The 23,507-nt window shown below is 63.0% G+C and carries 18 protein-coding genes; 16 read left to right on the top strand and 2 right to left on the bottom strand.

Translation table 11 applies throughout. From position 1 onward, the window contains the following. Window positions 1–3 precede the first annotated feature (3 nt). Both prsR and prsK read right to left on the bottom strand, forming a co-directional pair. Complete coding sequence (gene prsR / locus EV688_RS13710; protein WP_117319062.1) at window positions 4–1,383, bottom strand: PEP-CTERM-box response regulator transcription factor; 1,380 nt, start codon at window positions 1,381–1,383, stop codon at window positions 4–6. Continuing rightward, on the bottom strand, window positions 1,383–3,470 hold the full coding sequence (gene prsK / locus EV688_RS13705; RefSeq protein WP_240624416.1) for an XrtA/PEP-CTERM system histidine kinase PrsK: 2,088 nt from the start codon (window positions 3,468–3,470) through the stop codon (window positions 1,383–1,385). The genes prsR and prsK overlap by 1 nt, the downstream gene beginning before the upstream one ends. 343 nt (window positions 3,471–3,813) lie before the next feature. Here prsK and EV688_RS13700 point away from each other — a divergent pair, with 343 nt between their 5' ends. The 16 genes from EV688_RS13700 (at window position 3,814) to EV688_RS13625 (ending at window position 23,504) form a co-directional block, all read left to right on the top strand. Beyond that, on the top strand, window positions 3,814–4,902 hold the full coding sequence (locus EV688_RS13700; protein ID WP_117319064.1) for an NAD-dependent epimerase/dehydratase family protein: 1,089 nt from the start codon (window positions 3,814–3,816) through the stop codon (window positions 4,900–4,902). Next, window positions 4,899–6,209 (top strand): nucleotide sugar dehydrogenase, encoded by a 1,311-nt coding sequence (locus EV688_RS13695; protein WP_117319066.1) that lies wholly within the window; start codon window positions 4,899–4,901, stop codon window positions 6,207–6,209. Before EV688_RS13700 ends, EV688_RS13695 begins: the two co-directional genes overlap by 4 nt. 127 nt (window positions 6,210–6,336) lie before the next feature. After that, a complete protein-coding gene (locus EV688_RS13690; protein WP_117319067.1) occupies window positions 6,337–7,500 on the top strand; it encodes an AAA family ATPase in 1,164 nt (387 codons plus the stop codon). A gap of 40 nt (window positions 7,501–7,540) precedes the next feature. Beyond that, on the top strand, window positions 7,541–8,203 hold the full coding sequence (locus EV688_RS13685; protein WP_117319068.1) for an XrtA/PEP-CTERM system exopolysaccharide export protein: 663 nt from the start codon (window positions 7,541–7,543) through the stop codon (window positions 8,201–8,203). 27 nt (window positions 8,204–8,230) lie between these two features. Next, window positions 8,231–9,772: an XrtA system polysaccharide chain length determinant gene (locus EV688_RS13680; RefSeq protein ID WP_117319069.1), complete on the top strand. Its 1,542-nt coding sequence runs from the start codon at window positions 8,231–8,233 to the stop codon at window positions 9,770–9,772. A 49-nt stretch (window positions 9,773–9,821) separates the two neighbouring features. After that, the gene (locus EV688_RS13675; protein WP_117319070.1) at window positions 9,822–10,883 is read left to right on the top strand and encodes an XrtA-associated tyrosine autokinase; all 1,062 of its coding nucleotides are present in this window, start codon (window positions 9,822–9,824) and stop codon (window positions 10,881–10,883) included. Continuing rightward, window positions 10,880–12,370, top strand: a complete 1,491-nt coding sequence (locus EV688_RS13670) for a TIGR03016 family PEP-CTERM system-associated outer membrane protein (RefSeq protein ID WP_117319072.1) — start codon at window positions 10,880–10,882, stop codon at window positions 12,368–12,370. Before EV688_RS13675 ends, EV688_RS13670 begins: the two co-directional genes overlap by 4 nt. A 9-nt stretch (window positions 12,371–12,379) precedes the next feature. Then, a complete protein-coding gene (gene wecB / locus EV688_RS13665) occupies window positions 12,380–13,495 on the top strand; it encodes a non-hydrolyzing UDP-N-acetylglucosamine 2-epimerase (RefSeq protein ID WP_117319073.1) in 1,116 nt (371 codons plus the stop codon). Window positions 13,496–13,521: 26 nt separating this feature from the next. Next, a complete protein-coding gene (locus EV688_RS13660; protein WP_117319113.1) occupies window positions 13,522–14,427 on the top strand; it encodes an XrtA system polysaccharide deacetylase in 906 nt (301 codons plus the stop codon). Continuing rightward, window positions 14,424–15,530 (top strand): GNAT family N-acetyltransferase, encoded by a 1,107-nt coding sequence (locus EV688_RS17595; RefSeq protein WP_117319075.1) that lies wholly within the window; start codon window positions 14,424–14,426, stop codon window positions 15,528–15,530. The genes EV688_RS13660 and EV688_RS17595 overlap by 4 nt, the downstream gene beginning before the upstream one ends. Further along, window positions 15,482–16,852, top strand: a complete 1,371-nt coding sequence (locus EV688_RS13650; RefSeq protein ID WP_207895409.1) for a TIGR03087 family PEP-CTERM/XrtA system glycosyltransferase — start codon at window positions 15,482–15,484, stop codon at window positions 16,850–16,852. The genes EV688_RS17595 and EV688_RS13650 overlap by 49 nt, the downstream gene beginning before the upstream one ends. Beyond that, complete coding sequence (xrtA, locus tag EV688_RS13645) at window positions 16,849–18,450, top strand: exosortase A (protein WP_117319076.1); 1,602 nt, start codon at window positions 16,849–16,851, stop codon at window positions 18,448–18,450. Before EV688_RS13650 ends, xrtA begins: the two co-directional genes overlap by 4 nt. Beyond that, entirely contained in the window at window positions 18,447–19,649 is a 1,203-nt protein-coding gene (locus tag EV688_RS13640; protein ID WP_117319077.1) for a TIGR03088 family PEP-CTERM/XrtA system glycosyltransferase, read from the top strand. Before xrtA ends, EV688_RS13640 begins: the two co-directional genes overlap by 4 nt. A 10-nt stretch (window positions 19,650–19,659) precedes the next feature. Further along, window positions 19,660–21,561: an XrtA/PEP-CTERM system amidotransferase gene (locus tag EV688_RS13635; RefSeq protein ID WP_117319078.1), complete on the top strand. Its 1,902-nt coding sequence runs from the start codon at window positions 19,660–19,662 to the stop codon at window positions 21,559–21,561. Between the two features lie 12 nt (window positions 21,562–21,573). Then, complete coding sequence (locus EV688_RS13630; protein WP_131917671.1) at window positions 21,574–22,473, top strand: hypothetical protein; 900 nt, start codon at window positions 21,574–21,576, stop codon at window positions 22,471–22,473. Beyond that, window positions 22,470–23,504, top strand: a complete 1,035-nt coding sequence (locus EV688_RS13625) for a polysaccharide deacetylase family protein (RefSeq protein ID WP_117319081.1) — start codon at window positions 22,470–22,472, stop codon at window positions 23,502–23,504. Before EV688_RS13630 ends, EV688_RS13625 begins: the two co-directional genes overlap by 4 nt. Window positions 23,505–23,507 lie beyond the last annotated feature (3 nt).

Genomic DNA, 23,507 nt, shown 5'->3' with positions numbered 1-23,507 from the left:
ACCTTAGTTGCCATTGCGGCCCTTCATGCCATATTTATCCAGCATTGAGTAAAGCGTTGGCCGCGTGATTCCCAGTAAATTGGCCGCGTCCGACACGTTGTCATCGGCATGGGTCATGGCGCGCTGAATGGTTTCCCGCTCGACGGTCTCGCGTACCTGACGCAGGTTCAGAGGCAGATCTTTTGCGCTGTTTATCGCAACATCTTCCAGCTCCAGGTCCTCGGCACACACCTGGCTGCCGTCGGCCATGATCACCGCACGCTTGATGCGGCTCTCCAACTCGCGCACGTTGCCCGGCCAGGCGTAGGCCTCAATGGCTGCAGTGGCGGATGCATCAAAGCCTTTCACACCGGTGCCGTGCTCGGCCGCAAAGCGCGACAGGAAGGACTTCGCCAGCACGAGGGCGTCACCGGTGCGATCCTTCAGCGCCGGGATCTTGATGGTCATTTCGCTCACGCGGTAATACAGATCCTCGCGGAAGCGGCCATCGGTAATGTGCTCCTCCAGATTCTGGTGCGTGGCGCAGATAATGCGCACGTCCACCGGAATTTCCTTGCGTCCGCCGACGCGCTCCACCACTCGCTCCTGCAGGAAGCGTAGCAGCTTGGACTGCAGTTCCTGGGGCAGGTCGCCGATTTCGTCCAGGAATAGGGTGCCGCCATCGGCATACTCAATCTTGCCGGGGGTGGTCTGACTGGCACCGGTGAATGCACCCTTCTCGTAACCGAAGAGCTCGCTCTCCAGCAGGTTTTCCGGGATGGCAGCGCAGTTGATGGCGATCATTTTCTTGCCGGCGCGGGGGCTCAGCTCGTGCAGGGCGCGGGCAAATCGCTCCTTACCCGTGCCTGAGGCACCGAGGAGGAGGGTGGTAATGTCGGTGGGCGCGATCTTCTCCACCGTGCGGCAGACCTTGAGCATTTCCGGGCTGGTGGCGATGATGCCCGACAGGGGCTCTTTCTGGTCGGCCTTCTGCAGGCGCCGGTTCTCGATTTCGAGCTCGTAGACGTGCTGGGCGCGATTTACCAGCATGGCCAGCAGTTCGGCATCGGCAGGCTTCTGGTGAAAGTCATAGGCGCCGCCGGCAATGGCCTTGACGGCATTCTTGCGGTCATTGTCGCCCGTTACCACGATGACTTTGGTTTCCGGCGCCAGGGACAGTATCTCGCCGAGGGTGGCGAGGCCTTCAGTCACGCCGCCCGGGTCCGGTGGCAGGCCGAGGTCGAGCAGGACGACGCCGGGCTCGTGGCGGCGCAGCAGGGCAATAGCTTCACTGCGGTCGCCGGCGGCGACGACGTCGTAGCCGTCGAAAGCCCATCGGAGCTGGCTTTGCAGGCCTTTATCGTCTTCCACAACCAGTAGTGGCTTGTTGCTGTCTTTTCCCATTATGTGTCCTTTAGCGCGTTTGGTTGGCCAACCGGGAGCTGCACGGTAAAACAGGTGCCTTTGCCGGGTGTACTTTCAACGTCTATGTCGCCGCCGAGTTGCCGGATATATTCGCGGCTCTCGAAGACGCCGATACCCATGCCGGTGAGGCCTTTGGTGGATTCAAAGGGGCGGAACAATCGGGTGCGAAGAAAGTCTTCATCCATGCCCCGGCCGGTGTCGATGATGTCGATGCTGACACGTTGCTCGTCGCAGTCGTCGAGTCGCACGCGTACCTCACCCTCGGAGTCGGTCGCTTCCTGGGCATTCTGCACCAGGTGGGTGAAAACGGTCGCCAGGCGCTCGCGGTCGGCTTCCACAATGCAGCTGGCAGCTGGATTCAGCTCGGCGATGGGGGCGGGTTGTGTGCTGGCGCGCTGTGCTATCACCTCTGCAAGTAGCGGTGCCACGCTGACCAGTTCGGCACTACCGCTGCGCACACCGGAACGCATCTGTTCCATCAGTCGCTGCATGCGGGTGACGGAGTTCTCCACAGTCGCAATCATGTCATCAATGAAGGCGGGGTTGTCGCGGTGTCTGGCGGCATTGGACACGATCAGTGACTGCTGGGCGAGAATATTTTTCAGGTCGTGCACCACATAGGCGGAGAGTCGATTGAAGGCATCGAACTGCCTGGCTTCCACCAGGGCCTGGCTGGCGAGGTGCTGGGCGAGGTGGCTGGCGGCCTGGCGCCCGGCAGTTTTGAGAAGGTCGCGGTCTTCCCAGTTCAGGCTGTGCTTAAAGTCGGACCCCTTGAGCATCAACAGGCCCTCCAGACGTTCACCGAACACCAGCGGAATAATCAGCCAGAGATCGCCAGTTCTTTCGAGCCACTCGGGTAGCACGAGTCCCTCGTAGAGGTCGGGGCTCTGACGTCGCTCGCGCAGGTCCACCACCCAGTCGCTTTTTGCCACCCAGGCAGGCAGGTTGCCCAGACCCTCGCGGCAGCCTTGCGGGGGCGGCATTTGCCAGTGTGCGAGCAGTCGCGGTGTGTCGCCGGGCGGGGTGCTGAACAGCAGACCGGCGCGGCCGCTCACCAGCGGCGCCATGGTGCGGATAATGCCCTCCGCCACATCGCCAGACAGGCTGGCCAGGGCGCGGGTGAACTTGAGCCATTCGTCGCGGTAATCGTAGCGGTAGCTGAAAAAATGTTTGGACAGAAACACGCGCAGGCGTGCGCGCAGCTTGCCGGAAAACAGCAGGCTGACCAGCAGCGCGCCGCTGGCAGCGAGAAAGCCCACCTGCAGCACGCCGCTCCAGGTGCCCCCGAGATACTTGATAAAATAGCCTATTACGGCCATGCCCAGCAGATAGAGGCCCGTGCCCATGAGCGTCACCGTGTGGAACACCACGTGGCGGGACACGTGCAGATCCATGCGCCACTGGGTATTGCGCGCGATACCGATGGCCAGCCAGGGCGTCACCAGGGCCGCGACCAGCCCCCGGGCCTGCCAAAGCTGGGCGTCCAGCTGGCGGAACAGCAGCGCCTCGGCATACATGAAAAAATCGTAGGTATACAGCGCGCCAAGACCCAGACAGAGAAACTTCAGGGACCAGCGCTCGCCGCTGGCCGCGTTGCGGTACAGCTGCTCGATCAGCACCAGTCCGGCAATGGCCAGCACCAGCCAGACCGAGAGCATGAGGTCGTGGTGCTGTGCCAGTAGTGCACGGGAAAGCAGTCCCGGAGGCAGGGTGGGCGCCAGCTGCAGCGCCAGCACGAGCAGCATCAAGGGCAGAAAAGGCCGCAGCCATTGGCGGCCATGCCAGCGCCAGGAACTGTCACCATGCTGCAGGCTTAGCAGCTGCAGCAAAAAGAACAGCCAGGCGCCGTTGCGCAACAGTTCCATCACGCGAATCAGGCGTAGCGGCGGGTAATCGGGGAGCGTGCCAAGGGCAATGCTCAGCGCCCAGGCCGCGGTAGTGCCGCAGGCAAGCGTGAGGCTGGGGCCCAGCGGCTTGATCCGCCAACGGAACAGCAGCAGCACGCTGATCAGTGCGAAGGCGAGTCCGGCAAGGCCGTAAGTCAGCAGACTGATGTTGCTAGGCACTGGGTGGCTGTCCCGATGTCGGTTGTCGCACGATAAATGAAGTGATGCCGGATTGTACCGCCATCGGGGGCTGGCAGTGCCGGGTATGGGGGGCGGTAGGGTGAAGTTGTGGGGGATGTCACGGTTTCGGGTCAGAGACTTCGAAGCCGGTCCCGCGCCGGCGGCGGGGCTCGGTTGTAGGGCCGACAGCGGAGTCCCCAATAACGCGCTGACCCGACAAAAACATGATCCCGTTCCCATCCTCGCCAAAACGCCCCTATGACTCGCTACCGGGCCTGTCTATACTCCCTGCGCAACAGAAACAACTGCTCCGGCAGCAAGTCCACCCAGCCCTGGATGACAGATGACCCGCTACAGCGATGTACAACAGGCCCTGAGGGACAGCCCGAAAACCTGGTTGGTGACCGGTGTCGCCGGCTTTATCGGGTCGCACCTTGCCATTGCCCTGCTGCAGCTGGGGCAGCGGGTGGTGGGCCTGGACAATTACGCCACCGGTCATCGGTACAACGTTGATGCGGTGCGCGATGTTGCCGCCGCCACCAACACGCGCTTTTCCTTTATCAAGGGCGATATCCGCGATCTGGTGGACTGCAAGCGCGCGGCGGAGGGCGTCGATTACGTGCTGCACGAGGCGGCCCTGGGCAGCGTGCCGCGCTCGCTGGCGGACCCTATCACCACCAACGCCGCGAATATCGATGGTTTTGTCAACATGCTGGTGGCGGCGCGCGATGCCGGCGTCAGCCGTTTCGTCTACGCCGCCTCCTCATCCACCTACGGCGATCACGAGGCGCTGCCCAAGGTGGAAGAAACGATTGGCCGGCCGCTGTCACCTTATGCGGTAACCAAGTACGTGAATGAGCTGTATGCCGACGTCTTTGCCCGGTCGTACGGCATGCAGTGCATCGGTCTGCGCTATTTCAACGTGTTCGGGCCGCGGCAGGACCCCCAGGGGGCGTACGCGGCGGTCATTCCGCGCTGGTTCCATGCCCTGCTGGCGGGTGAGGCCTGCGCCATTAACGGCGATGGCAGCACGTCGCGGGATTTCTGCTTCATCGATAACGTGGTGCAGGCCAACCTGCTCGCCGCGGCAGCAGAGCGCGCCGATGCCGTGAACGAGGTGTATAACGTCGCGGTCGGCGATCGCACCACGCTGAAAGAACTGTATGTGCTCATGCGCGACAACCTGGTTAGCGAGTACCCGGACATCGCCGGCCGTGAACCGGAGTACCGCGATTTTCGCGACGGCGATGTGCGCCATTCCCAGGCCAGTATCGACAAGGCGCGCAAGCAGTTGGGCTATGAGCCTGCCGTGAAGATTGCCCAGGGACTCAAGAAAACCGCGGACTGGTTCCTCGCGCAGCACGCCGCCGCCGGCGGACCGCGCAGCGCAAACAGGTCACCTTCCACCTCAGCGAAAACGGAAACGCCATGAACACTACCGTCGCCATTGTCGGCCTGGGCTATGTCGGCCTGCCCTTGGCTATTGCCTTCGGGCGCACGCGCCCGACCATCGGCTTCGACCTCAACGAGCGCAAGCTGGCGCACTATCGCCAGCACCACGACCCCAGCGGCGAGGTGCCGGGGGAGGACTTTGACAGGGCCACACAGCTGGAGCTGACTAGCGACCCGGCGCGGCTGGCAGAGGCCGCTACCATCATCGTGGTGGTCCCTACGCCCATTGACGACGCCCACCGGCCCGACCTGTCGCCGCTCACCGGCGCCTCGCGCACCGTGGGCCAGCACATGCGCGCCGGCACCACGGTCATCTTCGAGTCCACCGTGTACCCGGGCTGCAGCGAGGAAGTCTGTGTGCCCATTCTGGAAAAGGCGTCCGGCCTGCCCTGGGCGGGTCGCGATGGCAGCGACAGCGGCGCCCAAGGCTTTTACATTGGCTATTCCCCGGAGCGCATCAATCCGGGTGACAAGGTGCACCGGCTGGAAACCATCACCAAGGTGGTGTCGGGCGATACGCCACAAACCCTGGACCGGGTGGCGGATCTTTACGGCAGCATTATCGAGGCCGGCGTGCACCGCGCGGCCAGCGTCAAGGTGGCCGAGGCGGCGAAAGTCATCGAGAACACCCAGCGCGATCTCAACATTGCCCTCATGAACGAGCTGGCGCTGATCTTCAACAAGCTGGGCATCGATACCCTGGATGTGCTTGAGGCGGCCGGCACCAAGTGGAATTTTTTGCCTTTCCGCCCCGGACTGGTCGGCGGCCATTGCATCGGCGTTGATCCCTACTATCTTACCTATAAGGCCGAGAGCGTCGGCTATCATCCGCAGGTGGTTCTGGGGGGGCGCCAGACCAACGATGGCATGGGCAAGTTCATCGCCGAGCAGACCGTCAAGCAGCTGGTCAGCCGCGGTCACCCGGTGGCCGGCGCCAAGGTCACGGTGCTGGGCCTGACCTTCAAGGAAAACTGCCCCGACCTGCGCAATTCCCGGGTGCCGGACATTATTCGCGAACTGCAGGATTACTGCTGTGATGTCAGCGTGCACGATCCGCTGGCGGATTCGGAGGAGGCCGTGGAGGAGTACGGCCTGCCGCTGGTGGACTGGGACGCACTGCCCGCTGCCCATGCTGTTGTGCTGGCGGTGGCGCATGACAGCTACCGCAGCGAGGGTTTTGCCACTATCGCCTCACGCCTTGCGCCTGAGGGCGTTGTCATGGACATCAAGGGCATGATTGATCGCGACGAGGCCGCCGCGGCAGGAGTGTGTCTGTGGCGCCTGTGAGCACAGTCACAAATGCAGTCCACGCGGCAAGGGAAAGCTTGTGATTGACGCCAGACAGACGCAGCATGGTCGGAAATGCTATAAGCGTTGGAAGATATATACGGCATGACAGTGGACACCACATCCCATGTATGACCTGTACTACCGGTTCACGGCAGAACCGTTCCGGCTAAGCCCGGATCACCATTTTGCCTTCCAGCATCGCGGCTACAAGAAAGCGCGGGCCTACATGGCCTACGCCTTCATGCGCGCCGAGGGCTTCGTGATGGTGACCGGTCGCCCGGGTACCGGCAAGACGACCCTGGTTGGGGCGCTGGTCGACGACCTGTCCAACGAAAAGGTCACCACCGCGAACATTGTCTGCTCCCAGCTTGAGGCCAATGACCTGCTGCAGATGGTGGCCTACGAGTTCGGGGTCGATCTGGCCATCCGCGACAAGGGCGCGCTCGTGCAGCACCTGTCGCGAATGCTCCTGAAGTGGCACAGGGAGGGCCGCCGTGCACTGCTGATCGTGGATGAGGCCCAGGACCTGTCCGTGTCCGCCATGGAAGAGCTGCGCCTTCTCACCAACATACAGGCGGCGGGCAAGCCGCTGCTGCAGATTTTCCTGCTCGGACAGCCCGAACTGCGTGAGCTGATTCTCTCGCCGCAGATGGAGCAGGTACACCAGCGCATTGTGGCCGCAAGCCACCTCGAAGCGCTGGAACTGGACGAGACCGAAGCCTACGTTCGCCATCGACTGAGCCTGGTGGGCTGGCGAGGCGATCCCGACATCAGCCGCTCGGTATACCCGCTAATCTACAAGTTCAGCGAAGGCGTGCCGCGGCGCATCAACCTCATCTGCAGTCGCCTGCTGCTGCACGGCAGCGTGGAGCAGCTGCACCGGCTGGGCGTCAGCGACATGAAGGAAGTGCTGGGCGAGCTGCAGGGCGAGAGCCTGGCGGCGGGCAACCAGCTGGTGGACAATGACTTTCAGGTCGACGACGTGTTTGAGCCGATGGCTGCCAGGTCGCCGGCGCAGGGCGGTGATTCGGAAACCACCACGTTCTCGCCCGCACGCCATTTGCGCGATGTTGCTACCGCCCGCACGGTCAATGACGGCACTGAAGATTCCACGGAGCCCGCCGACGATCCCGAGCCTGGCCTGCCGGCAGAGGCGCCGCGTGCCACGGGCACGAGCGATGCGACGCCTCCGGCGCCGGCCCCTGAAGGGAGCCGTGATAACAAAGGCCCAGACGACAGCGGCAGCGCCTGGCGCCGCCGCATGCGCCGCAATAACCGGATTTTCTGATCGCCGACAGGCACCAACAAAAAACCACAGGGGAGCGGTCATGCTTCACAACACCCGACATACAGCAACATTCCCAGCGTCCAGTACTGTCCTCTGGCAGTGGTGCCAGCGAGCCCTTCTGCTCGGCGCGCTTGGCCTTCTCGCCGCCTGCGGTGGCAACCCGACGGTGCCCTACGACGAGCGTGGCAGTGGCCCGGATTACAACTACGTGATTGGCCCAGGCGATACCATGGAGATTTTTGTCTGGGGCAACGAGGAGCTGAGCACCACCGGCATTGTACGGCCCGACGGCAAGTTCACCACGCGCCTGGTCGAGGACCTGCCGGCCAGCGGCAAGACCTCCACCGAGCTGGCGCGGGATATCGAGAAGGCCTACGCGGAGTATGTCCGCCAGCCAGTCGTGAGCGTTATCGTCAATGGCTTTGTCGGGGTGCCCGAGCAGCAGGTGCGCGTGGTGGGCGAGGCAACCACGCCTTCCAGCGTGCCCTATAGCCAGCACATGACGCTGCTGGATCTCATGATCGCCGTTGGCGGCATGACCGAGTTTGCCGCAGGCAACAAGTCCGTTCTGGTAAGAACCTTCGGCGGCGAGCAGCGCTCGTACAGCCTGCGTCTGGATGACCTTCTCAAGGACGGTGATATCTCGGCCAATATGGCCATGATGCCCGGCGATATCGTCATCATTTCGGAATCCTGGTTCTAGGCCGGCACGGGCGGGCGAGCGCACATCATGCAAGAAGCACTGTCGCAAATTCTGAGTTACGTCTGGGGTGTCTGGCGTTTCCGCTGGCTGGCACTCATTGTGGCGTGGGTGATCGCGCTTGCTGGCTGGGCGTACGTCTGGCAGATGCCCGAGTCCTATGTGGCGACCGCCCGTGTCTACGTCGATACGAACTCGGTACTGCGACCGCTGCTGCGCGGCCTCGCGATTACCCCGAACATCGATCAGCGCATCTCCATGCTCAGCCGCACCCTGCTGAGCCGCCCTAACCTGGAAAAGCTCTCGCGCATGACCGATCTCGACCTCATCGCGACGACCGAGTCACAGAAAGCCGCGCTGATCGAGCGTCTGCGCAGCTCCATCAGCCTGAGCGGCAGCCGGGCCAATGCGTCGCTGTACGAGATTGCCGTGCGCGACCGCGATCGCGACGTGGCGCGACGCGTGACACAATCGCTGATAACGGTGTTTATCGAATCCTCGCTGAACGAAAAGCGTGCGGATAGCACCGGCGCCCAGGCGTTCCTGGACGAGCAGATTGCCGAGTACGAAGCCCGCCTGATTGAGGCCGAAAGTCGGCTGGCGCGCTTCAAGCAGAAGAATGCGGACGTGGTGCCGGGCTCCAGCGGCGATTATTACAGCCGACTTCAGGCGGCGCGCTCCAATCTCGCCACCGCCCGCCTGGAGCTGGACGAGCTGCAGAACCGCCGCTCCGAGCTGCAGCGCCAGCTGGATGGGGAAGAGCCGGTTTTCCTCGGCGGCGGATCCGGCAACGCGATGCAGAACTCGCCGCTGGACCAGCGCATTCAGACATTGAACGTGCGCCGCGACGAGCTGCTGGCCCGCTACACCGATCAGCATCCCCAGGTGCGACAGATCAGTGGGCTGATCGATGAGCTCCAGGCAAAAAAGCAGGAAGAGATGGCGGCAATGTCGCCGGGCATGGGCAGCGGTTTCGGTAACTTGAACGCGAGTCCAGTGTACCAGGGCATGCGTGCCATGCTGGCAGAAACCGAGGCGCGGGTGGCGGAACTGCGCGTGCGCGTTGAGGAGTACCAGCGCCGCGTGGATGACCTGAACGGCAAGGTGGTGCAGATTCCCGAGGTCGAGGCGCAGCTGCAGCAGCTGAATCGCGATTACGAGGTGGTCTCGCGCCAGCATCAGGAGCTGCTGCAGCGCCGGGAATCGGCGCGATTGGGGCAGGACGTGGAGAGCAACGCCTCCGACGTCACCTTCCGCGTGATTGATCCCCCCTATGTCCCGTTGGTGCCCAACGAACCGAACAAGCTGCTGCTGAATGTCGGTGTTGTTGTCGTTGCCCTCGGTGCCGGCGTGGCGCTGGCGCTCCTGCTGGCCCTGCTCAAGCCACTGATTGCCGATGCGCGCATGCTTGCCAATACCACCGGGCTGCCGCTGCTGGGTACGGTCACTCTGAACAGCAAGGTTCACGAACGCCGCAGCGAGAACTGGCGCCTGGCGGGCTTTGCGGCCTGCACGCTGCTATTGCTGGTGACCGCGGCCGGCGTGGCTGTCGGCCCGGCCCTGCTCGCATGAAGCGCCACCGCTGGCATTGTGACGGCGCACGCGCCATAGGGATTTCGCAATGAGTATTATCGAAAAGGCCCTGGGCAGACTCGGCCCGGAGGAAAAGGAAAAACAGGCGCAGGCACGTGCGAGGGAAGGGGAAGTGCCGCGCAGTGTGCAGGCGACGCCGGCGGCGGCACCGAAGGGGCCTGAGCCCAGGGTCCAGGCCTCCGTGGGAGGTCAGGTCCACAACGCGGACCTGACCCCGAAAGACCGTATCGTGCACATTCCCTTCGATGAACTGCACGAGCGCGGCTACCTCACCCCGGCAGTGCCGCGCAGCACCATCGCGGAGGAGTTCCGGGTGGTCAAGCGGCCACTGCTGCGCAACATTGCCGGTCGTTCACCGACGCCGATAGAAACGCCCAACCTGGTCATGGTGACCAGCGCCCTGCAGGGGGACGGCAAGACTTTCTGCTCCGTCAACCTGGCCATGAGCATTGCCATGGAGCAGGACAAGACCGTGTTGTTTGTGGACGCCGACGTGGTCAAGGGCACCGCCGGCCGATTGCTCGGCGTGCCCGAGGGTGCGCCGGGGCTGATCGACCTGCTTATGGATACCGAGCATGTGCAGCCGCGTGACGTGATCCTGCACACCAATGTGCCAAAGCTGCGCATTCTGCCCGCCGGCAACAGCAGCGAGCACGCCACCGAGCTGCTGGCCGGTGAAACCATGCATCAGTTCATGCTCGAGCTGGCCAACCGCTATCCGGATCGGGTGATCGTGTTCGATTCACCGCCGCTGCTGCTGACTACCGAGGCGGCGGTGCTGGCCAGTTTCATGGGGCAGATTGTCTTTGTCGCTGCAGCGGATATCACGCCCCAGCAGGCGGTGAAAGAGGCGCTCGAGCGCCTCGGTGATGACAAATTTGTTGGCGTCATGCTTAACCGCATGTCCCGGCGCCGGGCGCGGCTGTTCGGCCTTGGTTATAGCTATGGCTATGGGTATGGCTACGGTTACGGCTACGGGGCTGACGAACAGAAGGTGGGTGCCGCCCGCGCGGCAGCCAAGGGCGCTCGCGATACCCAGGATGCCGAGGATGAACGCGAGGCCACAAAGACAGAGAGACCACCTGCGTGAAGCGGCTCGCACTGGCAACCGCGCTGGCGGCGACTCTGCCAGCGATATTGTCCGGAATGCCGGCACAGGCGGGGGAGTGGACCCGGGAAGCCGGGCTCGCCGTCGGCACCTACTACACCGACAACATCTGCCTGTCGGACCTCGACAAGAAAGGGCAGTGGGTAGGTACCGCTCGCCCGGACGTTGCCGTGAACGGCAGCGGTGGCCGCTTCAACATGAATCTTCGTGCCGGGGTGGAGCTCAACAGCATCGGCGAGAGCAATATCGACTGTGCTGCCGGTCAGGGCCAGTTCCTGACCAACCGGGAATCGGTGGTGCCCAGCATTAACCTCAACAGCGACCTGGAGCTGATACGCGACTGGCTGACGGTGGAGGCCACGGGCTTTGCCGGACAGAACCCCATCAATCCCTTCGCCGGGGGCGGCGAAAACGCCATCAACGCCCGCGAGAATACCAACATCACCTATCGCTATGGCGTTGGCGCGCGCAGCCAGAGGCGCATTGGAGACAGCGGTCGCTTCAGTGCCCGCTACAACTACAACGAGCAGTACAACGCGATTGGGCAGATCGGTGACAGCACGCAGAACAGCGCCCAGGCCAGCCTGGGTACCGACCCCGCCGCAGCGCGTCTGGCGCTGGGAGTGGACGGCAGCTACAGCAAGGTCGAGTTTGACGATAGTAATCTGCAGCCGGGCTTTGACGTCGAGTTCGCCACGGTTGCCGCCACCGCCACGCTGCGCATCAACAGCGTGCTCTCCCTCGACGCCCGCGGCGGCGAGGAATTCAACGAGTTTGTCAGTCTTGATGACGATATCGACGGCACCTTCTGGGACGCCGGCTTCACCTGGACACCGAATGCCCGGGTAAGCGTGGCCGCCGGCTATGGTGAGCGTTTTTTCGGCACCACGCCGCGGGTGAATATCAGCTATCGGCACAAACGCTCGGAGTTCAGCGCGAGCTATCTTCGCGCTATTAATCTGCCGCGAGATCTTCGCGGCCAGGCCGTCGACCGCGGTGATCGTCTTTCGGATATCGAGGATCTGCCCGGTCAGCCCCTCGGCAGAGCCGGCCGCAATACCTTTATCGGCCAGGGCCCAATAGAGAACGAAACCCTGGCCCTGAACTGGGGATTCCAGGCGCGGCGCACCGGCATTGGCCTTGACGTGAGAGAGTCGAGGCAGACCCAGTTCGAGACTGGCGCCGGCCTGACCTTCCGCAGTGCGGCCATCACGTTGACCCGCCAGCTCGGCCCGCAGACGTCGACCGATCTGCGGGTTGGCTGGCGGGAAAACGAGGGCGATGACCAGAGCATCGGCCTGTTCGGCCAGGAGCTGACGGCCTGGACCGGAAGCCTGGGCCTGTCCCGCACCCTGGGCAATGACACCACCCTGACCCTGCGTTACCAGTACACCAACCAGGATGCGAACACCGATGTCTTTACCTTTACTGAAAATCGCATCGATCTGAACCTGCGCTACCGCTTTTAAGGATTCTGGATGACGTTGAAAGCAACACAGCGGCACATTGTGTGTGTGGTCGGTGCCCGGCCCAATTTCATGAAGATTGCCCCCATCATGCGTGCAGTCGCAGCCACCGAGGGCCTGCGTGCCACGCTGGTTCACACGGGCCAGCATTATGATGCGGCCATGAAGGCCTCGTTTTTCGAGCAGCTGCACATTCCCGAGCCGGACGTGGACCTGGGCGTGGGCTCCGGCAGCCATACCGAGCAGACGGCCAACATCATGCTGCGCTTTGAGTCGGTGCTGAACGCGCATCAGCCGGACGCCGTACTGGTGGTGGGCGACGTCAATTCCACCATTGCCTGCGCGCTGGTGGCGGTGAAGAAGGGCATTCCCATTGTGCATGTGGAGGCGGGCCTGCGCAGCGGCGATCGCGCCATGCCGGAAGAGATCAACCGCATTCTCACCGACCAGATTTCCGACCTGCTGTTTACCACCGAACGTACAGCGCTTACCAACCTCACCGGCGAGGGCATCGCCGCGGAGAAGGTGGTTTTCGCGGGCAATGTGATGATTGATACGTTGATGTACAACCTGTCCGAGGCCGTGCCTGCAGCCAGCACCCGTGCGGCGGCGGGGAATAACGCGACGGGCGATTATGGCCTACTCACCCTGCATCGCCCGTCCAATGTCGATGAGCCTGAGACTCTCGCGCGCCTGGTGCAGGTGCTGATCGAGATCAGCACCGAACTGCCGCTGGTGTTCCCGGTGCATCCACGCACCCGATCGCGTCTGGCGGATGCAGGGTTGGAGGCGCGGCTTGTCGACGCCGGGATCACGCTGCTGCCACCCCAGGGCTATCGCGAAATGCTCGGTTTGATGCGCGAGGCGCGGGTGGTGTTCACGGACTCTGGCGGCATTCAGGAAGAGACCACGGCCCTGGGCGTGCCCTGCATCACCCTGCGTGAGAGCACGGAGCGACCGATTACTGTGGAATGCGGCACCAACAGCGTGGTGGGCACGGACCCGGCGGCGATTCGCGAGGCCTGGGCGGCGGTGCGCGACGGTCATGACAAGGCCGGACGCCAGCCCGAGGGCTGGGATGGTCACGCCGCCGAGCGCATTGTGCGGGCGCTGCTGGAGCGGCTGTGAAACGTATGAACCCCATGGACCACCCCATGAAGACAAGCGCGCCGCGCCTGAACGCCATGACCGTGGACGTGGAGGATTACTTCCAGGTCTCGGCCTTCGAGCAGCACGTGGGCCGCGCCGAGTGGGACACGCGCCCGCGGCGGGTGGCGGCGAACATGGATCGTATTCTGGAACTGTTTGACCAGCATGGCGTCAATGCGACCTTTTTTACCCTGGGCTGGGTGGCGGAGCGCGAGCCGACCATGGTGCGGCGCATCGTTGATGCCGGTCACGAACTGGCCAGCCACGGCTGGCAGCATACCCGGGCCAACACCCAATCACCGCAGGACTTTGCCGACGACATTCGCCGTACCCGCACGCTGCTGGAGGACCTCGGGGGTTGCGCGGTGCTGGGCTACCGAGCTGCCAGCTACTCCATTGGCGCCGACAACCTCTGGGCCCACGATGCCCTGGCCGACGCCGGCTATCACTACAGTTCGAGCATCGTCCCCATCAGTCACGATCTTTACGGCATGCCCGAGGCGCCGCGCTTTGCCTTCTCCGCGGCTGATGGGCGACTCACCGAAATTCCCGTGACCACGCTGGCCCTGCCGGGTCGCAACATCAACTGCGGCGGTGGCGGCTGGTTCCGGCTCTACCCCTATGTCGTCTCGCGCTGGGCGCTGCGCCATATCAACAACGTCGAAGGACAGAGTGGGCTGTTCTATTTCCACCCCTGGGAAATCGATCCGGAGCAGCCGCGGCCGCAGGGACTGCCGCTGAAAACCCGCTTCCGCCATTACCTCAACCTGTCGCGCATGCATTCGCGTATCGAATCCCTGTTGACCGATTTCGCGTGGGACAGGATGGATCGGGTGTTCGCCACCCAGATCAGGGGTTCCCAACGGGGTCAGGTCCCACTGGGACCTGACCCCACAGGGGCGAACCCGTGAGCCTCACCGTCCGCGAAGCCCAACCCGAGGACGAAGCTGCCTGGGACGCCTTCGTGCACAGCTGCCCGCAGACCACCTTCTTCCACCGCTTCGCCTGGCAGCGCGTGCTGCGTCGGGGTTTTGGCCACACGGCCTATTTCCTCATCGCCGAAAGTGATGCCGGCATCGAGGGCATACTTCCCCTGGCGGCCGTGCGCAGTGTGCTCACCGGCAATCGCCTGTGCAGCCTGCCGTTCTGTGTGTACGGGGGCATCGCCGCCAACTCTGACCAGGCCGCCCAGGCGCTGCGCGACAGGGCCATGGCGCTGGCCGAAGCGCAGAAAGTGGACGCCCTGGAACTGCGCTGCCGCGAACCCTCGGGCAGCGACTGGCCGACAAAAGAGCTCTACTACACCTTCCGCAAGTCCCTGGAAGCAGACAACGCTGCCAACCTCAAGGCAATCCCCAATCGGCAGCGCGCCATGCTGCGCAAGGCCCTGGGCGAGGGACTGTACAGCGAGGAGGACGCCACTGGCGTTGACCGTCTGTACCGCGTCTACGCCGAGAGCGTGCGTAACCTGGGTACCCCGGTGTTCTCACGCCGCTACCTGCAGATACTGCGCGAGGAGTTCGCCGGTGACTGCCGGGTGCTGATGATCCGCCAGGCCGCTGACGGCGCGCCCAAAGGCAAGCCGGACGATGCCATGCTGCTGGACCCGCCGAATCGCTCAGGAGAGGCGGGCGAAGACGTCGCTGCGGTGATGAGCTTCTACTTCAAGGGCGAAGTACTGCCCTACTACGGCGGCAGCATCACCCGGGCCCGGGATATCCGTGGCTGCAATCACTTCCTGTACTGGGAACTGATGCGCGAGAGCGCCAGCGAGGGGCTCACCGGCTTCGACTTCGGGCGCAGCAAGGCCGACACCGGTCCCTTCGCCTTCAAGAAGAATATGGGCTTCACCCCCGAGCCGCTTCCCTACGAATACCACCTGGTGTCCGCCGAGTCGCCGCCGGACCTCAACCCCAACAGCCCGCGCTACCGCCTGTTGGTGAACACCTGGCAGAAGCTGCCCCTGTGGCTGGCCAACCTGATGGGGCCGCCGCTGGCGCGGCACCTCGGCTGAGCGGGCATCCGGTGAAGCCGCCGCTGCTGTTCCTGTGCCATCGGATCCCCTATCCGCCGAACAAGGGCGACAAGATCCGCGCCTGGCACCTGCTGCGCCACCTGGCGGCGGAGTTCGACGTGCACCTGGCGACCTTCGTCGATGATCCGGCGGACTGGCAGCATATCGAGACGCTAAGAGAGCTGTGCGCGACCACTTTTTTTGCCCCCCTGATTCCCTGGCGCGCCACGGTGGCCAGCGTGACCGGATTCGCCACCGGCGAGGCCCTGAGCCTGCCCTACTACCGCAGCGCCGGCGCCGGCCTGGCAGACTGGGTGGCGCGCTGCGCGGAGCGCGAGAACGTACGCCACGCCATGGTCTATTCCTCGGCCATGGCCCAGTTCCTGCCCAGTACCGGTGGCAAGCCGGGCGATGCCATTGCACGCAAGGTGATTGACTTCGTGGACGTGGATTCCGACAAGTGGCTGCAGTACTCGGTGCACAAGCCCTGGCCCCTGAGCTGGGTGTATCGACGCGAGGGCCAGCGCCTGCTTGACTGCGAGCGTGCCCTGGCGGTCCAGTTCGATTACGGTCTGTTCGTGTCCTCCGCCGAGGCCGCGCTGTTTCGCCGCCTGGCGCCGGAGAGCGCGCACAAGGTAGGTCACTATAACAACGGCGTGGATACCGACTATTTCCGGCCTGACCCAACCCTGGCCGATCCCTTCGATGGTGCGCCGACTCTGGTGTTCACCGGCGCCATGGACTACTGGCCCAATGTCGACGCGGTGGTGGATTTCGCCGAGAAGATTCTGCCCACCCTGCAGAAGGCGCAGCCGCTGCGCCTGTGCATCGTCGGCGGCAACCCCTCGGACAGGGTACAGGCCCTGGGAAAAAGCCCCGGCATCTGCGTGACCGGCAGGGTGCCCGACGTACGCCCCTACCTGCAGCACGCCCTCGCGGCGATAGCGCCCATGCGCGTCGCCCGCGGGGTGCAGAACAAGGTGCTGGAAGGCATGGCGATGGCGAAACCGATACTAGTCAGCGCGCTCGGGCTGGAAGGCATCGACGCGACCGATGGCGAGCACCTGTTACTGGCGGAGACCGCGGACGACTACGCCCGCCACCTGGATGCCCTGCAGCGCGGCGAGCACGCCGGCCTCGGCGAGCGGGCGCGGGCGTATGTCAGCTGCGCGTTCAATTGGGACGACAACTTGCCAGAGGTGGCCTTATTGCTGCGAGGTGAGCAAGCGGCGTCTCAGAAGAACAGTACGTGTGCATTCGCCGCATCTGGCTTAACAAGCAACCCGCCCGCCGCTGCAACGTCGCTCAGGGGCCTGTCATGACCCTCGCCACCGCTGCACCGCAGGAGGTGCCTGGCACCCGTGGCTTGACTGTTCCCGTACTCGCTGCGGGACTGTGCCTGGCGGTGCTGGCAATCTACCTGCCGACCTTTGCCTCCATGGTCGCCATCTGGATGGCATCGGAAACCTTTACCCACGGTTTCCTGATTGCCCCTATAAGTCTGTGGTTGGTGTGGCGGGATCGTGCTCGGCTGGCGCAGATTCCGGTTGCGCCGTGCTATCCCGCGCTGGTGATGGTGCTGGGTGCCGCTGCGCTCTGGCTGATTGCGCACCTGGTGAGCGTACAGGTGGTTCAGCAGATTGCCGTGGTATCGGTGCTGATAGCCGCGCTCTGGACGCTTCTGGGGACTGCGATGGTGCGGGCGCTGATGTTCCCGCTGGGCTTCCTGTTCCTCGCCGTGCCCATGGGCAAGGGGCTGGAACCGCCGATGATGGACCTGACCGCGGAGTACACCGTCTGGCTGATCCGCCTGAGTAACGTTCCGGTGTACCGCGAGAACCTGTTCTTCATGCTGCCTTCGGGCAACTGGTCGGTAGTGGAAGCCTGCAGCGGCGTTCGCTACCTGATTGCGTCTTTCACGCTGGGCCTGTTGTACGCCTATCTCAGCTATCGGAGTCCCTGGCGGCGCCTGCTGTTCGTGCTGGCGTCCATCATTGTCCCGATTGTGGCGAACGTCCTTCGGGCCTACGGCATTGTCATGATCGGTCATCTCAGTGACATGCAGCTGGCGACCGGGGTGGACCACCTCATTTATGGCTGGGTGTTTTTCGGCATAGTGATGCTGCTGCTGTTCTGGATCGGGGGGTTCTGGCAGGAATCCGATCAGGATACAGGTCTGTCGGGTGCGCCCGCTGCGGACCAGGAAGGGCATGGTCCACAGCGGGCGCACCCGACAGACGCCGGGCCGTCAGTTGCCGCCGGGAAACTCGCAATCGCTGCAGTGCTGGCGATGCTTGCCGCCGCTTCCGGTCCGCTTGCGGCATCCTGGAGTGCGGCGGGGGCGAAGGCAGCGGTGGCGCCCCTGGCGGCGCCGGCGCCGCCGCCAGGGTGGACAGTGACAGAGACGGCGGATATGCCGTGGGAACCGCTGGCTACCGGGGCGCAGAGAGAAAGCCATGTGAGCTACGTTCGGGATGACGTAACGGTGTCCCTGTGGCTGCAGCAGTTTCTGCAGCAGGCGCAGGGGACGGAGCTCGTGGACTCGAAGGATCGCTGGGCGGCGGCGGAGGGCGAATGGCGTGTGCTTTCGCGGCAGCGTCTGGGAAATCCGTCACCAGAGCTCGCCCAGGTAGAGCAGGTGACGCTGCGGCACCTGGCGTCAGGAAGAGAGTTTCTCGGCTGGTTCTGGTATCGGGTGAATGAGCGCGAGAGTGCCGATCCGTATGTCACGAAGATTTACGAGGCACTCGAACAACTCACGCCGGGTGGCGTTTTCGGTGCTCGTATTAACCTGCTGACGCCAATCGCGCAAGGGGATGTCGCGGCAGCCGCCTCGCGTCTGCGCGACTTCGCCGCCGCCCAGCGCGAGGGTATCGACAGGGTATTGGCGGATGGGCTGGCAGCAGCGGAGCGGCAGTGACAAACGCTCAGCCACTGATTGTCCATATCATCTATTCACTGGGTACGGGTGGCCTTGAAAACGGGCTAGTGAACATTATCAACCGCTGCCCGCCGGAGCGCTATCGGCACGCCATTGTCTGTCTCACGGAATCCGGTCCCTTCGCCGGTCGTATTACGGCGCCGGATGTAAGCATCCATGAATTGCGTAAGCGGCCGGGGCACGACTGGGGCATGTACTGGCGGCTGTGGCGACTGCTGCGGCGGCTGCGCCCGGCGGTGGTGCACACCCGCAACCTGGCGGCGCTGGAGACACACATCCTCGGGCTGGTGATGCCCGGGGTGAAGCGGGTGCACGGTGAGCACGGTCGGGATGTGAACGATATCGACGGTACCAATCGCACCTACCGACGCTTGCGCCGGGGGCTGAGCCCGCTGATACACCGCTTCATTACGGTGAGTCAGGATCTGCGGGGGTGGCTGATCGGCGACGTGAGGATTCCCGAACGCAAGGTGGTGCAGATTTATAACGGGGTGGATTTGGCGCGATTTGATCTTAGGGGTCAGGCCCGCATGGGACCTGACCCCTCAATTGGAGTCAGGTCCCATTCGGACCTGACCGCACCATCAACGCCATTAGTCATAGGCACCGTAGGCCGCCTCGCCACCGTCAAGAATCAGCACCAGATAATCCGTGCGCTCGCGCACATTATTTCCGTCCGCCCTCGGCTACGCTCGCAGCTTCGCTGTATAGTCGTCGGCGACGGGCCGGAACGCGCCGCGCTGGAGGCCGAGGCCTTCTCCCGCGGCGTTGCCGAGCAGATCGAATTTACCGGGGATCGCGGCGACATCCCGGACCAGCTGGCACGGATGGACGTGTTTCTGTTGCCCTCTCTGAACGAGGGCATCTCGAACACGGTGCTGGAGGCCATGGCCAGCGGACTGCCGGTGATAGCGACCGACATCGGCGGCAACCCGGAGCTGGTGCAGCCCGGGGTCAGCGGCACCCTCGTACCGGTAGGCGACGCGGAGGCGCTGGGCGAGGCTATACTGGAATTACTGGACCACCCGGCAAGACGCCAGCAATACGGCGCGGCGGCAAAAGACCGGATTCAACGCGAATTCGACTGGAGCACGACGGTTCGGGCCTACCTTGGCGTCTACGACGCCGTGCTGGGCCGGAGAACGGCAGAACAAGGGGCAGCCCCCCACAAGGAGTGACAGCGGGCACATGTGCGGCATAGCGGGCATCTTCGATTTCAGCGCCGAGCGCGACATCCCGAGCGACGTGCTGCACGCCATGAACCAGGCGCAGTTCCACCGCGGGCCGGACGAGGGCGACCTGTTCCTCGAGCCGGGCATCGGCCTGGGCCACCGCCGGCTGTCCATCATTGATCTGGCCAGCGGCCAGCAGCCCATGCACAGCGCCGATGGCAACCTGTGCGTGGTGTACAACGGAGAGATCTACAACTTCCGCGAATTGGCGGCAGAATTGCGCGAGCTGGGACATCAGTTTCGCACTCACTGTGATACCGAGGTGATTCTCTACGCGTGGCAGGAATGGGGCGAGCGCTGCGTGGAGCGCTTCCGCGGCATGTTCGCCTTTGCCCTGTACGACCGCCGTGCCCGCAGCCTGTTCCTGGCCCGGGACCGCTTCGGTATCAAGCCCCTGTTCTACAGTGTCCTGCCCGACGGTCAGCTGCTCTTCGGCTCCGAGCTCAAGGTGCTCAAGGCGCACCCGGCTCTGCCGCGCAAGCTGGAGCCGCAGGCTGTGGAGGATTACTTTGCCCTGGGCTACGTGCCCGAGCCCAAGACCATTTACCAGGGCGTGCACAAGCTGTGTCCCGGATACACGCTGACCTTCACCCGCGGGGCCCCGGTGCCGGCGCAGCGCCAGTACTGGGACATCCCGTTCAGCCCGATTGCGGTGGCGAGTGAGGCGGACCTGCAGGACGAACTGGTCGCGCGGCTGCGCGAGGCGGTAAAAGTGCGGCTGGTGAGCGAGGTGCCCCTGGGGGCCTTCCTCTCCGGCGGGGTGGATTCCAGCGCGGTGGTGGCGATGATGGCCCAGGCTCAGAGCGAGCCCGTAAATACCTGCGCCATCGGCTTTGACGTACCGCAGTTCAACGAGACCGATTTCGCCAGAAGCGTCGCCGAGCGCTATCACACCAACCACTTCGAGCAGACCGTCAGCAGCGAGGATTTCGACCTGCTGGACGGCCTCGCAGCCCTGTACGACGAGCCCTACGCCGACAGCTCGGCCATTCCCACCTACCGCGTCTGCCAGCTTGCCCGGCAGCGGGTGACCGTGGCGCTCTCCGGCGACGGCGGCGACGAGCACTTCGCCGGCTACCGTCGCTACCGGCTGCACCGCAACGAGGACCGGCTGCGCCGGGCCATGCCGCTGGGCCTTCGTCGGCCGCTGTTCGGTGCCCTGGGGCGGCTGTACCCCAAGGCCGACTGGGCGCCGCGGGTGTTTCGCGCCAAGACCACCTTCCAGGCCCTGGCCCGCACCAGCGTGGAGGCCTACCTGCACTCGGTATCCATCTGCCGCCGGGAACAGCGCGCCCAGCTGTTTTCGCCGGCCCTGAAAAGCCGGTTGCAGGGCTATACGGTGGACAGCGTGTTCAACGCGCACGCGGCCAAGAGCCCCACGGACGACCCGCTGTCCCTGATTCAGTACCTCGACATGAAAACCTACCTGGTGGGCGACATCCTGACCAAGGTGGACCGGGCCAGCATGGCGCACTCACTGGAAGTGCGCGTGCCGCTGCTGGACCATCCGCTCACCGAGTGGGTAAGTGGCCTGCCCGTAGGCATCAAGCTGCGCGGCAGCGAGGGCAAGTACCTGCTGAAAAAGTCCCTGGAGCCGCATCTGCCTCACGATGTGCTCTATCGCCCCAAGATGGGCTTTGGCGTACCCCTGGCGGACTGGTTCCGCGGACCGCTGAAGCAGCGCCTGCGCGACGACCTGCTGGGCGGCGGCCTGGCGGATACCGGGCTGTTCAACGCGGCCTATCTGGAAAAACTGGTGGATGAACACCAGCGCGGGTTGCGCGACCACAGTGCGCCGCTGTGGACGCTGCTGATGTTCCAGGGTGCCACCCGTGATGACGACCTGGCGCTGGGTTGAGTGGCCTGTTTCTTGAAAGTCTTACGCGATGTAAAGGAGGAAGCGGGGGCCAAAGTCGCCGCGACAGCGAATGTGGTCGCGAGATATGTAGATGGGGGCTGGCTGTCCCGTATTGAGGATGAACTTCAGCCTCGCTTTGATTTCGGTCATTATCATGCGGTACCGGGCGTCGATGTTGTCCTGCGATCGGTGCGCAAGCGCTATGACGCAAAAGCTATGCAACTCGTGATGCATCATTTGTTATGTCGACTTGTTGCGAGCTTTGACGTGGATCGACTGCCTTTTTCGCTGGTGGACGAGGTTGTCCACGGCTACGCTAGGAGTTTTTCCAGAATCTTGCAGCTTGAGCCACAGCAGCTGCAGTTGAACGATCGCTTTATGAAGGATTTGGCGTTGGCGAGTGGGCGACTTTACCCGGCGGCTGAGCGTGTCGTTGAGCCTTTTTCGGTTATACAGCGGTCGCTATTGTATTCAGGCGGGTGGCGTCAGGCGTGCCGGTTCGCCCGGGCTCTGGTAGAAGCTGGCGGTAACAAGCCGGTATTTCGTCTGCACGTGCATCTGTCGGAGGTATCTCGCTTTAGTCAGCAGAGCTGGTACCAAACTTGTGTTATCACTGCGAAAATGGCGGAAGCGAATCCTGCTATCCGGGGCGTCGTCGGCGGTAGCTGGTTCTATGATCCAGACATTTCCGCCGTGAGCCCGCGTCTCGCGTTCATAGCGAATACGATTGCAGACGGCGGTGCAGGTTTTTATTTTTCTCATGCTGAGGATTACCAAAGCGGAGCACTCTCTATGTCAAAGAGGCGTCGCGAAGCCTTTGAGAATGGTCTTTATATACCGAGAAATTTTGCGCTTTTCTGGCCTCGCAGATCATTAATTAATTGGTCAAGGCGTCAGCCGGAGTACAGTTGAAGAAGGTATTCCTCAAAATCTGCAAAGCTTTGGGGCTGTTTGCTATCGCCCGTCTGCTGACGGCACACCGACCGCGGATTCTGTGCTATCACGGTATATCACTCGATGATGAGTGGCGTTTTCGTCCTGGTCTTTTTATGCGTGCCCATGTATTTCGCCGAAGAATGACTATCCTTCGCCGCAGCGGATTCGAATGTGTCGATCTTGATGAGATCGCGCGTCAATATAACGTCGGCAGATTCAAGAAAGATCAGGTGGTGGTAACTGTCGATGATGGATGGGCTGGAGTCCGCTCAGGCATGTTTTCTGTGACACAGGCACATGGATTTCCCGCTACGTTATATTTGTCAACATATTACGTGGAGGATCAACGTCCCGTATTTAACGTCGCGCTGGACTATCTATTCTGGAAATATGGTGGCCTGTATCAGGTATTACCCTCGAGCTGTCTGTATGCGCGTGCAGGGGACGAAAAGGTGACCGCGGAGCGAATAAAAGAAATCGTGTCTGACCTGGGGACCGAGCTAGAATCAATTGTTATTCGTGAGCTCTGTCAATATTTCGGTGAGTCGTATGAAGAATGGCTGGCACGCGGAAAGCTGATGTTCCTCTCGGAAAGCGATGTGAAAAAACTCGGCCAACAGGGCGTTAACCTGGAACTACATACACATCGGCATAGATTCGCTGGTATTGAAAACGGAGGTGCAGAGCGCGAGGTGAATGAAAATCTTGCTGCAATTCACCGAATCTGCGGCGGGCGACCCAGGCACTTCTGCTACCCCAGCGGTGAGTATCACCACGAGCAGGTGCGACTGCTCAAAGACGCTGGCGTGAGTACGGCAACAACGACTCGCAATGAACTGGTTTCGTTATCCGATCCACTCCTGGAACTGCCTCGAATTATGGATAGTGAACACGTAAGCGAAGTTGAGTTTGAGGCAGAACTCAGTGGCTTTATGAGTCTACTGCGCCAGATCAGACCTTCGCGGTCAGGCGCTGGCCGCGCTCCCGTCCCGTCTGTCGAGCGTTGAGGT

Source organism: Chromatocurvus halotolerans, assembly GCF_004340525.1.
Taxonomy (GTDB): Bacteria; Pseudomonadota; Gammaproteobacteria; order Pseudomonadales; family Halieaceae; genus Chromatocurvus; species Chromatocurvus halotolerans.
Note: the sequence above shows the minus strand (reverse complement) of the source record. Positions and strands in the feature narration are given on the sequence as shown.

Excerpts from the sequence above, each read along its gene's own strand:
- EV688_RS13685 (WP_117319068.1), top strand. The coding sequence starts at position 7,541 with ATGCTTCACAACACCCGACATACAGCAACATTCCCAGCGTCCAGTACT.
- EV688_RS13690 (WP_117319067.1), top strand. The coding sequence starts at position 6,337 with ATGTATGACCTGTACTACCGGTTCACGGCAGAACCGTTCCGGCTAAGC.
- EV688_RS13700 (WP_117319064.1), top strand. The coding sequence starts at position 3,814 with ATGACCCGCTACAGCGATGTACAACAGGCCCTGAGGGACAGCCCGAAA.
- EV688_RS13660 (WP_117319113.1), top strand. The coding sequence starts at position 13,522 with ATGAAGACAAGCGCGCCGCGCCTGAACGCCATGACCGTGGACGTGGAG.
- xrtA (WP_117319076.1), top strand. The coding sequence starts at position 16,849 with ATGACCCTCGCCACCGCTGCACCGCAGGAGGTGCCTGGCACCCGTGGC.
- EV688_RS13635 (WP_117319078.1), top strand. The coding sequence starts at position 19,660 with ATGTGCGGCATAGCGGGCATCTTCGATTTCAGCGCCGAGCGCGACATC.
- wecB (WP_117319073.1), top strand. The coding sequence starts at position 12,380 with ATGACGTTGAAAGCAACACAGCGGCACATTGTGTGTGTGGTCGGTGCC.
- EV688_RS13675 (WP_117319070.1), top strand. The coding sequence starts at position 9,822 with ATGAGTATTATCGAAAAGGCCCTGGGCAGACTCGGCCCGGAGGAAAAG.
- prsR (WP_117319062.1), bottom strand. The coding sequence starts at position 1,383 with ATGGGAAAAGACAGCAACAAGCCACTACTGGTTGTGGAAGACGATAAA.
- EV688_RS13680 (WP_117319069.1), top strand. The coding sequence starts at position 8,231 with ATGCAAGAAGCACTGTCGCAAATTCTGAGTTACGTCTGGGGTGTCTGG.
- EV688_RS13695 (WP_117319066.1), top strand. The coding sequence starts at position 4,899 with ATGAACACTACCGTCGCCATTGTCGGCCTGGGCTATGTCGGCCTGCCC.